This window comes from Rhodocytophaga rosea (assembly GCF_010119975.1).
Classification (GTDB): domain Bacteria; phylum Bacteroidota; class Bacteroidia; order Cytophagales; family 172606-1; genus Rhodocytophaga; species Rhodocytophaga rosea.
Map to the genome: position 1 here is coordinate 2,667,843 of NZ_CP048222.1, position 13,217 is coordinate 2,681,059.

At 39.4% G+C, this 13,217-nt stretch carries 5 protein-coding genes; 3 read left to right on the forward strand and 2 right to left on the reverse strand.

Going from position 1 to position 13,217, the window contains the following annotated elements; translation table 11 throughout:
• Positions 1–8 precede the first annotated feature (8 nt).
• Both gldB and GXP67_RS11200 read left to right on the forward strand, forming a co-directional pair.
• Positions 9–992, forward strand: a complete 984-nt coding sequence (gene gldB, locus GXP67_RS11195; RefSeq protein ID WP_162443206.1) for a gliding motility lipoprotein GldB — start codon at positions 9–11, stop codon at positions 990–992.
• Between the two features lie 113 nt (positions 993–1,105).
• Positions 1,106–2,920, forward strand: a complete 1,815-nt coding sequence (locus GXP67_RS11200; RefSeq protein ID WP_162443207.1) for an ABC transporter ATP-binding protein — start codon at positions 1,106–1,108, stop codon at positions 2,918–2,920.
• Positions 2,921–2,934: 14 nt separating this feature from the next.
• On the opposite strand, the gene GXP67_RS11205 is transcribed toward GXP67_RS11200, so the two are convergent.
• On the reverse strand, positions 2,935–4,440 hold the full coding sequence (locus GXP67_RS11205) for an NAD(P)H-hydrate dehydratase (protein WP_162443208.1): 1,506 nt from the start codon (positions 4,438–4,440) through the stop codon (positions 2,935–2,937).
• A gap of 1,027 nt (positions 4,441–5,467) precedes the next feature.
• Here GXP67_RS11205 and GXP67_RS11210 point away from each other — a divergent pair.
• A complete protein-coding gene (locus GXP67_RS11210) occupies positions 5,468–12,376 on the forward strand; it encodes an Ig-like domain-containing protein (protein ID WP_162443209.1) in 6,909 nt (2,302 codons plus the stop codon).
• A 76-nt stretch (positions 12,377–12,452) separates the two neighbouring features.
• On the opposite strand, the gene GXP67_RS11215 is transcribed toward GXP67_RS11210, so the two are convergent.
• Positions 12,453–12,995 (reverse strand): GNAT family N-acetyltransferase, encoded by a 543-nt coding sequence (locus GXP67_RS11215; RefSeq protein WP_162443210.1) that lies wholly within the window; start codon positions 12,993–12,995, stop codon positions 12,453–12,455.
• Between the last annotated feature and the right edge of the window lie 222 nt (positions 12,996–13,217).

The following is a 13,217-nucleotide window of genomic DNA, read 5'->3' on the forward strand; positions in this document are numbered from 1 at the left end:
CGGTTGAAATGAAACAATTGATTTATATTTTTTTTGTAATTACCCTGTTTTCAGCCTGTACAAGCAGATCTGACAAGGAAATTGACACATCAGCAATTGATGTGAAAGTAAAAATTAAACGCCTGGAACAGGAATTGTTTTCGTTACAATCTAAAGAATCAGTCAAAAATTTTCTAGACAATAACCAGGTTTTCACTAAACAGTTTTTGCAAGCTGAGCAGTACCCACACGATTCGTTACTAGTAAATAGCGTATATCAACTGGTTACTGATACAAGCATTCATGTATTACTCAACGAAACCCGGGAGGAGTTTGCCGACTTGCGTTATCTGGAACAAGAATTTACCGATGCCTTTAAACACATTAAGTACTACTATCCTGATTTCAAAGTCCCTCAAATTCAGACAGTCGTCACTGGCCTGGCGAATGATATGTATGTATCAGATAGCCTGATCATCATTAGTCTGGATTTTTTTCTGGGTGACAGTGCCACTTACCGTCCTCAATTTCCACAGTATGTACTGAAACGCTATCGCAAAGAATACATTGTTCCCTCAGTTATTCTATTATTATCAAAAAAATATAATCTGATTAATCCTGCTGACCGTACACTACTGGGAGAAATGATATTTTATGGAAAGGCATTCGAATTCACTAAATATATGATGCCATCCAAACATGATAGTTTAATTATTGGTTATACAGGCGATCAACTGGCTGAATCTGATACCAACCGGAACGTGATATGGGGACATTTTATTGAAAAGAAGCTATTATATGAGACCAGTCATTTTATAAAGATTAAATATGTAGATGAACGGCCTTATACAGCAGAAATTGGGTCGAAAGCGCCAGGAGCTATTGGTAGGTGGTTAGGCTGGGAAATTGTGAAAGCATATATGCAGGAAGAAAAACCTAATTTGCAGAATTTAATGAAGAATCAGGATGCCCAGCGTATCTTTACGCAATCAAAATATAAAGGAAAAAGTTAATAAATGATGGGTAGATACATGCTAAAATATTCTGCTTACAAAGTCGACTATCAGAGAAGCAGATGATTGGCGGAGTTACTCATCTATTTTTATAATACAATCAATACATTTTTATGGCGAGAAGGCAATCCGGTTACCGGCAGCAAAGCGGGGACGAAGAATCAAAAAAAGTAAAAATCACCAAAAAGTCGTTACAAGAGGCATTAGAAATTTTCCGGTTTGTACTCCCTTACAAAACGTTATTCATTGCCGGACTTATTCTATTAATACTTTCTTCACTTACCACTTTAATATTTCCCAGATTTGCAGGTATGCTGATTGATGCAGCTGAGGGAAAAATTAATTATTCTATCGGGCAGATTGCCGGGGCATTGGCTATTGTATTTGTTGTGCAAAGTATATTTTCTTTCTGCCGGGTATTGCTTTTCTCTAAAGTCAGTGAACGGGCCATGCGGGATATACGTATTGCCGTGTATAGTAAAATTGTAACCCTGCCCTTATCCTTCTTCGAGCAACGCCGGGTTGGAGAACTTACCAGCCGGCTTACTTCCGATATTACTCAGTTACAGGATGTGCTTTCTTTTACTTTGGCTGAATTAGTACGCCAGTTAATTACGCTGGTTGTGGGTATCACCATTATTTTCGCGCTATTTCCCAGTCTCACCATTTTTATGCTATCCACTTTTCCTGTACTGGTTATTGGAGCTGTATTATTTGGCAGGTTTATCCGCAAACTCTCACGCAAAGCACAAGATGAATTAGCGAATGCCAATGTAGTAGTGGAAGAAACTTTGCAATCTATTCATGTAGTGAAAGCTTTTACGAATGAGTACCTCGAAATTAAACGCTATGACAATGCCTTACAGAAAGTCATTTTTAATGCATTAAGGGCAGCAAAATATAGAGGGGGTTTTACTTCATTTATAATCTTGGCCATTTTTGGAGGTATTATAGGTGTATTGTGGTATGGCGCTACCTTGCTTGAACAAAACCTGATTACTTCCGGTGAACTTACAGCTTTCGTTATTTATACAGCTTTTATTGGCGGTGCTGTAGGTGGAATGGGTGATTTATATGCGCAGTTGCAAAAATCCATTGGGGCCTCTGAACGCATTAGGGATATTTTAAAAGAAGGTTCTGAAGTTGTAAATCCTCAGCCAGTAGTAGAAAGGGCGCCATTGAATATTTACGGCGACATTACTTTTCATGATATTACGTTCGCCTACCCTACCCGGCAAGATATAGATGTATTGAAAAGCATCTCATTCCATATAGGAGCCGGACAAAAAATAGCTTTGGTAGGTTATAGCGGTGCTGGCAAATCTACAATTGTACAGTTATTATTGAGATACTATGCCACTGATAGAGGCTACATCAGTGTAGATGGAAAAGATATTCGTCAATACGATATTTTATCTTACCGCCAGAATATTGGGATTGTACCGCAGGATGTCATTTTATTTGGTGGTACGATCCGGGAAAATATTGCATATGGCAAACCCAGCGCTACCGATGAAGAAATTATACAAGCCGCCCGTAAAGCAAATGCCCTGGATTTTATTATGTCTTTTCCGGAAGGGATGGAAACGCTTGTTGGAGAAAGAGGTGTAAAACTTTCCGGCGGACAAAGACAACGAATTGCCATTGCCAGAGCCATTCTAAAAGACCCTGCTATTCTGATTCTGGATGAAGCTACCAGTTCATTAGATGCCGAGTCTGAAAAACTTGTACAAGAAGCATTAGATACACTAATGGCCGGGCGAACTACTATCATTATTGCACACCGGTTAGCTACCATCCGTAAGGTAGATCATATTTATGTTATCAGTGAAGGAAAAATTATAGAATCAGGTACGCATGAAGAACTGGTGAAAGTGGAAGAAGGATTGTATCACAACCTGGTGAAATTACAGTTTGAACTCGAGTAAACTGTTCACAAAAGCTATAATCCGAACTCGATAAAAGCTTGCGGTAAACAATCTATAATATCAGAGGCAATTAAGGCAGTATATCCTTTGCTGGCAGCCGCTTTATCTCCAGCCAGTCCATGAAAATATACACCTAAAACTGCTGCTTTAAAAGGCTGATAGCTTTGTGCTACTAAGGAAGTAATAATACCTGTTAACACATCACCAGAACCACCAGTAGCCATTCCAGGATTGCCAGTAGAATTAAAATAAATATCTCCTACAGCATTTGCTACTGCCGTGTGCGCTCCTTTCAGTACAACATTAACTTTATAATCTGAACAAAATTTCTTCAACACATCTAGCCTTTCGTATTCGTTAGCCGTTTTACCAGCTAGCCGTTCGAATTCTTTTGGATGTGGTGTGAGAATACTCTCTTCCGGAAGAAGCGTTAGCCATTCTTTATGTTCAGAAAGCAGGTTAAGTCCATCCGCATCTATAACTAGTGGTTTACTGGCTTGTTCCAATAACCTTTTAAATCCCTCTGCTGTTTGAGATGCGGTTCCAATTCCTGGGCCAATTCCAATAGCCGTATATTTAGTAAGATCCGGAATATCTATATCACTAATCAGTTTCTCTTCTTTGTCCACCATAGCCATGGCTTCAGGCGCCGAAGTTTGCAGAATTTCATATCCACAGGCAGGAATATGAATACTTAGCAAACCTATCCCGCTCCGCAAACAAGATCTTGTAGCTAGTATGGCAGCTCCCATTTTACCATAACTTCCTCCAACAAGTAAAGCATGGCCGAATGTGCCTTTGTGTGAAAATTTATCTCTTTTTTTAACCAAAGATTTGACAATCGAGGCATCCGTATAATAATAAGAAGTCCGTGCTTTTTCGATAGCGTCGGCATGTAGACCAATATCTGTTATATGCCATTCGCCAACATACCTAGCATTTTGAGGGAGCAAAAACGATAACTTAGGCAGTTGAAAAGACACCGTAAAATCTGCCTCAATAATAGTAGTATTCGGGTTATAAGTATCTACATACAAGCCAGAAGGTATATCAACCGCTACAACTGTTGCCTTTGACTGATTTATAGAATGTACTACCTGAGCAGCAATCCCAGTTATTGGCCGGCTTAATCCCGAACCAAATATGGCATCAATCACAATTGAATCCGAATCAATATCAGGAATATCAGTTTCATTATAAATATCCTGAACTAAGATAATTTTTTTTAAGCGTTTGAGATTAATTTCAACATCTGTAGGGTTACTTTTTGCATCGTGCAAAATAAAGGTTTGTACCTGATATTCTCTTTCTAAAAGCAACCTGGAGATGGCAAGCCCATCTCCCCCATTATTTCCTATAGCGCAGAATACAATTGTTTTATTAATTTTATCAAACTTATTTATAAGCCACTCTACAAAAGATAAAGAGGCTCGCTCCATCAATTCTAAAGAAGATATAGGTTCATTCTGAATGGTATACTTATCTAAGTCTCTAATGTGACTGGCAGAAAGAATTTTCATATTAATTAAGCTAACTAAATATTATTGAACAGGTAAAGACAACCGTCAGTTTCTTCGAAGCTATTCTTTGACTTTCTTTATCATATATATCTAAATACTATCTGCCAAATTGAGCAAACATTATTTAATAAACCAATAAAATTAATATAGAAATCGAAGAAAGCTGGCTTAACATTTGTAGCTAAAAATGATACTATTTTACGAAAACTACCCTGTAAGTTTAATTAATATATATACCTTTATTTTGGTAGCGTACTTCTGGAATGATAGTCATTTCAAGTAAATATAAATAACTCAGTCATATTAAAATATGCTGTTAACTAATGGTTTTATATTATTAGAGGTATAAATTTTATTTGTCTTTTTCGATAATTTAGTATTCAATATGCTAATAATAGTACAATAAAGTTTTTATAAATTTTTACTCCATACTAACTTTAATTTTATAAATTTGCATACCACGTAATTCAATTAATGACATTTATACGAATAATATACAACAATCTACATATTATTTAAGCTACTTGACATATATAAGTATGCTTTATTACTTCAATAAAATATAAAAAAAGTTATATTTAAATCCCCTCTTAAATAATTACCCATTTTTAGTACTATTCTTCATCGCTTTATGGTTACGTTATTCCTATTATAAATATTAATGTTTTTATCTAGTATGTAAGATTTAATTAAAAAATAATGATATATCAATAAAAACTAATTTATATATTAAAGTAAACATTTTACAGAAAATACGTTAGTATATTAATTACAAAACCATTACAACCAACTTAATTATAATGCAGATTACATTAAGTTTTTCTTTCGGAACATCAATGAAAAAATTTTAACCTCTATGAAGCTTCACTTTACCAATTTGATTGTAAAATCTTTTGTACCCAGGAAATCCAGCCAAGGGTATGATACAAACGTAATTTATCATAAGTCTACACCTTCGATTTGGAAAAATATATTCGTAACTCTTTTATTTTTATGGAGTGTAAACAATATTTATTCATCTCAGAGCTTGGCTCAAGGTACTGGTTTACCCACAGGCTTTACAGACCAATTGGTATCGGGTAGTTGGAATGCGGCAGTAGGTTTTACCTTCAATCCGGCCGGTACTCGTATGTATGTCTGGGAAAAAGGAGGTAAGGTCTGGATAGTAGAGAATGGTGTAAAATTATCTACCCCTCTTATTGATATAAGTGATGAAGTAGGTGACTGGAAAGACCATGGTTTATTAGGTTTCGCCTTACATCCCAATTTTGAGTCTAATGGGTATTTTTACCTGCTATATGTAGTTGACAGGCATCATTTAATTAATAGTGGCACTGTAAACTATGACCCAACTGTTAATGAATATAATCGCGCCACTATTGGCCGGATTACACGTTATAGAGCAAATCCACTAAACGCTTTTAAAACAGCAGATTTAAGCAGCCGAACAATCTTATTGGGTGCTACAGCATCAACAGGGCTTCCTATTCTTCAGGTTACTCATGGAGTAGGTTCAATTGTATTTGGTACAGACCAGACTTTACTAGTTTCTTTAGGAGATGGTTCTAGTCCGCTTTCCGGAAAACCCGATGTAGGAAGTTCTGGAGAAAGCTACTTCCTTGATGCTCTAGCAGATGGCATTATTACACCTGAGCAAAATGTAGGTGCTTTCCGCTCCCAGCAGTTGGAGTCACTTAATGGAAAGATTATAAGAATAGACCCTGAAACAGGTAATGGTGTACCTAGTAATCCATTTTACGATCCTGCAAATCCCGGCTCAAATAAATCTAAGGCTTGGGCGCTCGGGCTTCGTAATCCAAGTCGAATGAGCCTAAAGCCAGGCACAGGTAGCCATAATCCCAGTGAAGGCAACCCAGGCGTATTGTATCTAGGAGATGTAGGTTGGGATACATGGGAAGAAATGGATGTAGTACCAGGCCCAGGACTTAACTTTGGCTGGCCAATATATGAAGGGTACGAAGCAAGTCTGTACTCTACTAAAACTACACAAAATCAATATTCACTTAATCCACTCTATGGTGTTGGGGGCTGTACCCAAAGATATTTTAGTTTTATAGATTTACTTAAGCAACCTACTGCGAATGGGCAAGTATCTTTTCCAAACCCATGTAATACTAGTCAACAGATTCCTGCCAGCGTGCCTCATTTTGTTCATACAAGGCCAGTGCTGGACTGGAAGCATGGAACCAGTCCTTCACGCACTGGTACATTCAATGGTAATGATGCTTCTGTCGTTAATCTAGGAAGTGCAGGTTCAGTTCCAGGGCCACAGTTTGGCGGTAGTTCGGCTATAGGCGGCGTATGGTATACAGGCGATAAATTTCCCGCAGAGTACCAAAACAAATATTTTCTTGGAGATTATGGTGCTAAATGGATACGTAGTTTATCCTTTGATAATACTCATAATTTACAGCAGGTAGAGAATTTTATAAATGGTAATGCAATAGTAGTTTATATGAATACCCATCCAACAGATGGTGCATTGTATTATATTAACTATGCTTCCCAGATTCGGAAAGTAACTTATATACCTAGTGGCAACCAACCCCCAACAGCCATTGCTTCAATGGATAAATATTATGGAATTAGTCCATTAACAATTCAGTTTACCGGCAGTAATTCTACAGATCCAGAAGCATTACCTTTGGCCTACGAATGGAATTTTGGTGATGGTTCACCTGTAAGTAATTTGCCTAATCCTTCCAAAATATTCAATGCTCCTGCAGGTGTGCCAACAAAATATAATATAACTTTAAAAGTAACTGATAATCAAGGTTTAACTAATGAAACATCTTTGTTCGTATCTGTAAATAATACACCGCCTGTTGTAAATATTACTTCGCCTGTTAATAACAGCAAATACACAATGACACAGGAGAGTACAGTTAATTTAACAGCAAACGTTACAGATACAGAACATAGTAGCGCAGGGCTTACATATCAATGGCAGACTATTCTATATCATAATGATCATAACCATCCCGAACCATATGATAATGATCCAAGCACAACAGCTACTATCATTCCAATAGGCTGCGATGGAAATCTATACTATTTTGAATTTGTATTAATTGTAACAGATGGTGCTGGATTATCAGATACAGCAAGTGTCAGGATGGACCCAGATTGTGCAAGTTTACCGTCAAATATAACGGCCTTATCAGCTACAGCCAGTGATACAAAAGTTAATTTAAGCTGGACTAATCCATCTAATACTTTTGATGAGTTAATGATTGTTGCAAAAGAAGCGCTAAGTGTTACCGCTGATCCTGCCGGAGATGGCAGTGCTTATCAAGCTGATTTGAACTTTTTAGGAATAGGTTCTACCTTTGATGGAGGTAAAGTTGTATATAAGGGTAACGTTTCCCCCAAAACAATTACTGGCTTAACCAATAACAACCGGTATTATTTTAAAGTGTTTACAAGAAAAGGGTCCATTTGGTCAATCGGTGCAGAAACTAGTGCAGTACCTCGGTCGGCATCAAATATAGCTCCAGTGGTTAGTTTAACATCTCCGGTTAATAATATTTCTTATACACAGGGAGCAGACGTAACTATTCAAGCCACGGCTTCAGACTCAGATGGAAATATAGCAAAGGTAGAATTCTACGCTGGTACTGCTAAGCTGGGGGAAGACCTGACTAGTCCTTATAGTTTTACCTGGAAAAATACGCCTGCCGGAAGTTATGCCATTACTACGAAAGCTTATGACAATCTGGACGCCGTTACCACTTCTGGAGCTATTACCATAAATATTAATAGTTTCAGTAATACCAGTTTTTATAGGGCAATTAACTTAAATGGTACGGCATTAACGATTGATGGGAATGCCTGGGAGGCTAGTACAGCACCTAATTACACCTTAACCGGTACAGATGGTGTATTAAATAAAAATGGAACTTCGGTATTTCCTTCTACTGATGCAAACAGGACATTGATGCTTACAACAGCCATATCAGGAAAGAGTGTTGGTGTATCAATAAATAATGTTCCCAATGGAGAATACGATGTGTATGTATATGTTTGGGAAGATAACCGTGCTATTCTTGTTAATTTTTCTGTAGAAGGACAGCCAGCACTTCAGGGATACAATACTGGATATGCCGGATATTGGGAGAAACTTGGCCCTTGGAGAGCTACTATTACAGATGGAAACATAAATTTAGGTATAAATGGAGGTTCAGAATCGATCTTGCTTTCCGGTATTGAAATCAGGAAAATAGAAACAGGAGGCAATAATGCTCTTCCTACAGCAAACCTTACTTCACCTGCTAACAATTCAACTTTCACAGCCAGCAGTAATATCACCCTAACTGCGACGGCCGCCGATACGGATGGAAGTATTAGCAAAGTGGAATTCTATCAGGGTCTAACCAAATTAGGTGAAGATTTAGCTAGTCCTTATGAGTTTATTTGGAATCATGTAGCAGCTGGAAGTTATCAACTCACTGCAAAAGCTATAGATAATTTAAATGGTACTGGTATCTCTACGGTTAAGACTATTACAGTAACACAATCTAACCAGCCTCCTGTTGTCAATCTGACTTCACCTATTAATAACCAAGCTTTCACTGCTCCTGCTTCTATCAATATTATTGCTCAAGCCTCAGATGGAGATGGTAATATTAGTAAAGTGGAATTTTATAGAGGTACTACGAAGTTGGGAGAAGACTTGACGAGTCCATATGAATATTCATGGGCAAATATTGCAGCGGGAAGCTATCAGCTTACTGCTAAGGCTTTTGATAATCTAAATGCAACAGGCACCTCTTCAATTGTAAATATTACAGTAAGTCAAGGTAACCAGGCGCCCATTGTAAGTTTAACAGCGCCTGCGAACAATTCAACATTCACAGCCGGTAGTAATATCACTCTAACTGCAACTGCCTCAGATAATGATGGCAGTGTGAGCAAGGTGGAGTTCTATCAAGGCACTACCAAGCTAGGAGAAGATTTGACAAGTCCTTATGAATATGTGTGGACCAATGTAAGTGCTGGCTCCTATCAACTCACGGCCAAAGCTACAGATAACCAGAATATAAGCACTATTTCTTCTAATATATCTATTGCTGTTACCTCTTCAAATCAAAATCAACCGCCGATAGTAAGTCTGTCAACACCAAATGGCAGTCCTGGTTATTCCTCTGGAGATAATATTACATTTGTTGCAGCTGCTTCGGATGCAGATGGAAGTGTGAGTAAAGTGGAGTTCTATCAGGGTTCAACCAAGCTAGGAGAAGACTTAACTAGCCCCTATGAGTTTACCTGGAGTAATGTAGCAGCAGGCAGCTATCAAATCACGGCTATTGCTACCGATAATCTGAATGCTGTTACTACTTCCTCCGTGATTAGCATCACAGTCAGTCCGGCGGCAGCGGTGAGCTTTTACAGAGCCCTCAATCTGAATGGAGGAACGCTAACCATTGATACCCGCACTTTTGAAGCCAGTGCTACTGCCCCAGGATTCACTTACAGTGGCAGAGTGTTTGCCAATCAGAATATCACCCTTTCTCCGGCAACCGATGCCGCCAGAGCTTCCATGATCCGATCTTCAATCTATTCCCTGGCTTCTGCACCGGCTAGTCTTGCTTTGAGTGGGGTGAGCAATGGAGAATATGATCTGTACTTGTATGTATGGGAAGATTCTGCTCCTGAACCCTATTCACTCACCCTGGAAGGACAGGTGATCCTCAGCAATTATTCCACCGGCGGAAAGGGAAGCTGGGCAAAGCTAGGTCCGTACCGCACTACCATTGCCGATGGCATTCTCAACATAGGCGCCAGTGGAGGAGCCGCTAACCTGTCAGGTTTGGAACTTTGGAAAGTAAATCAGCCAAATCAATTGCCAACAGTGGCTTTAACATCTCCTGCCAACAATGCGAGTTTCACTGCCGGTAATAATATTACTCTAACTGCCACTGCTTCGGATGCAGATGGGACTGTAAGTAAAGTAGAATTCTACCAAGGCACTACTAAAATTGGTGAAGACTTAACTAGCCCCTATGAGTTTGCATGGACAAATGTAGCAGCAGGCAGCTATCAACTCACGGCTAAAGCCATTGATAATGTAGGTGATTCTTCTACCTCTGCTGTGGTAAATACTACTGTAAGTCAAGCTAACCAGGCACCCACTGTCACTCTGACTTCTCCTGTCAACAATACTAGTTTCATGGCGCCGGCTTCCGTTACCTTAGCCGCTGCTGCTTCGGATGCAGATGGAAGTGTGAGTAAAGTGGAGTTCTATCAGGGTTCAACCAAGCTAGGAGAAGACTTAACTAGCCCCTATGAGTTTACCTGGAGTAATGTAGCAGCAGGCAGCTATCAAATCACGGCTATTGCTACCGATAATCTGAATGCTGTTACTACTTCCTCCGTGATTAGCATCACAGTCAGTCCGGCGGCAGCGGTGAGCTTTTACAGAGCCCTCAATCTGAATGGAGGAACGCTAACCATTGATACCCGCACTTTTGAAGCCAGTGCTACTGCCCCAGGATTCACTTACAGTGGCAGAGTGTTTGCCAATCAGAATATCACCCTTTCTCCGGCAACCGATGCCGCCAGAGCTTCCATGATCCGATCTTCAATCTATTCCCTGGCTTCTGCACCGGCTAGTCTTGCTTTGAGTGGGGTGAGCAATGGAGAATATGATCTGTACTTGTATGTATGGGAAGATTCTGCTCCTGAACCCTATTCACTCACCCTGGAAGGACAGGTGATCCTCAGCAATTATTCCACCGGCGGAAAGGGAAGCTGGGCAAAGCTAGGTCCGTACCGCACTACCATTGCCGATGGCATTCTCAACATAGGCGCCAGTGGAGGAGCCGCTAACCTGTCAGGTTTGGAACTTTGGAAAGTAAATCAGCCAAATCAATTGCCAACAGTGGCTTTAACATCTCCTGCCAACAATGCGAGTTTCACTGCCGGTAATAATATTACTCTAACTGCCACTGCTTCGGATGCAGATGGGACTGTAAGTAAAGTAGAATTCTACCAAGGCACTACTAAAATTGGTGAAGACTTAACTAGCCCCTATGAGTTTGCATGGACAAATGTAGCAGCAGGCAGCTATCAACTCACGGCTAAAGCCATTGATAATGTAGGTGATTCTTCTACCTCTGCAACTACTACTTTGATTGTAAACGCTGCTCCTACTATAAGCTTTTACAGAGCCCTCAATCTGAATGGAGGAACGCTAACCATTGATACCCGCACTTTTGAAGCCAGTGCTACTGCCCCAGGATTCACTTACAGTGGCAGAGTGTTTGCCAATCAGAATATCACCCTTTCTCCGGCAACCGATGCCGCCAGAGCTTCCATGATCCGATCTTCAATCTATTCCCTGGCTTCTGCACCGGCTAGTCTTGCTTTGAGTGGGGTGAGCAATGGAGAATATGATCTGTACTTGTATGTATGGGAAGATTCTGCTCCTGAACCCTATTCACTCACCCTGGAAGGACAGGTGATCCTCAGCAATTATTCCACCGGCGGAAAGGGAAGCTGGGCAAAGCTAGGTCCGTACCGCACTACCATTGCCGATGGCATTCTCAACATAGGCGCCAGTGGAGGAGCCGCTAACCTGTCAGGTTTGGAACTTTGGAAAGTTTCCAGCAACAGCCGAGTAGGTGACGAATTGGAAGAAGTACAAGGAACAAGTACAGAACTGTTAGCGTATCCGGTACCTGCCTCTAAAGAGATCAGCTTTGAATTTAGCTTCCCTGAGCAGCAACAAGTAACTATGCAGCTATTTGATACGAGAGGAAATTTGGTTGCAAACTTATTTGATCAACAAGTGGAAGCAGCTCATAAGCATTGGGTAGTTTATCAGGTAGGCAACTTAGCAAATGGAGTATACTTAGTCAGACTTGCAGGCAAGCATACAGTCAAGCATCAGAAGATCATTATTGATAAACACTAAAAAACTATCCCCTGCCCATCAACACAAAACCCGGTAAATATTTACCGAGTTTTGTGTTGATGGGCAGAAAAGGGTATTAAACCAGTGATTTTTTCATTAAAAAATCTGTCTGATCATCACTTCCTAATTTGAATAAGTAGGAATCAAATATTTCAAAACCCCATTTTTTATAAAATTCAATGGCATGTGTATTATGTTCCCATACACCAAGCCAGATTACCTCAAAACCTTGCTGAGAAGCTAATTGCAAGCACATTTCCATCAGCGCTTTTCCAATCTTTTTGCCAATCATAGATTTAAGAACATATAACCTATGTATCTCTACCGCTTTAGCCTTTTGTAATTGTGTATGAGTGGCATATTTTCGGAGTTTTGCATACCCAACACCTTCTCCTTGGTAAAACGCAAGAAAAAAAACGGAATTTGTTTCTTTCAACTCCTTAACTAATTGTTCCCTGGTAAAAGCAGAAGTCATATAGGCAGCCATATTAGATGAAGAGTTCTGAGGAGCAAAAGCCTGGTAAAAGGTATGAGTACTCAAATCTAGCAATAGGTCCGCATCAGCAACGCTAGCTTGTCTGATTTCTACTTCAATTGAATGTGCTGCCCCTGCTTTCATAATACCTCAATTATATAAAATTGTATAGACAGATTTCTTACAAACTTTATGTTGCTAAGCCCTATGATGATACTAAGTAATATAAGCTCTTTTAATCATAATTTAACAATAATCTGTAGCGTTTTCAATTTCCAATGATCTAGCTTATTAAAGAATAATACTAGATTTGTTAAAGATCATTATTGGAGACTTACGGGAAATAAGTGAAAAAGATAAAATTTT

Excerpts from the sequence above, each read along its gene's own strand:
- gldB (WP_162443206.1), top strand. The coding sequence starts at position 9 with ATGAAACAATTGATTTATATTTTTTTTGTAATTACCCTGTTTTCAGCC.
- GXP67_RS11200 (WP_162443207.1), top strand. The coding sequence starts at position 1,106 with ATGGCGAGAAGGCAATCCGGTTACCGGCAGCAAAGCGGGGACGAAGAA.
- GXP67_RS11205 (WP_162443208.1), bottom strand. The coding sequence starts at position 4,440 with ATGAAAATTCTTTCTGCCAGTCACATTAGAGACTTAGATAAGTATACC.
- GXP67_RS11215 (WP_162443210.1), bottom strand. The coding sequence starts at position 12,995 with ATGAAAGCAGGGGCAGCACATTCAATTGAAGTAGAAATCAGACAAGCT.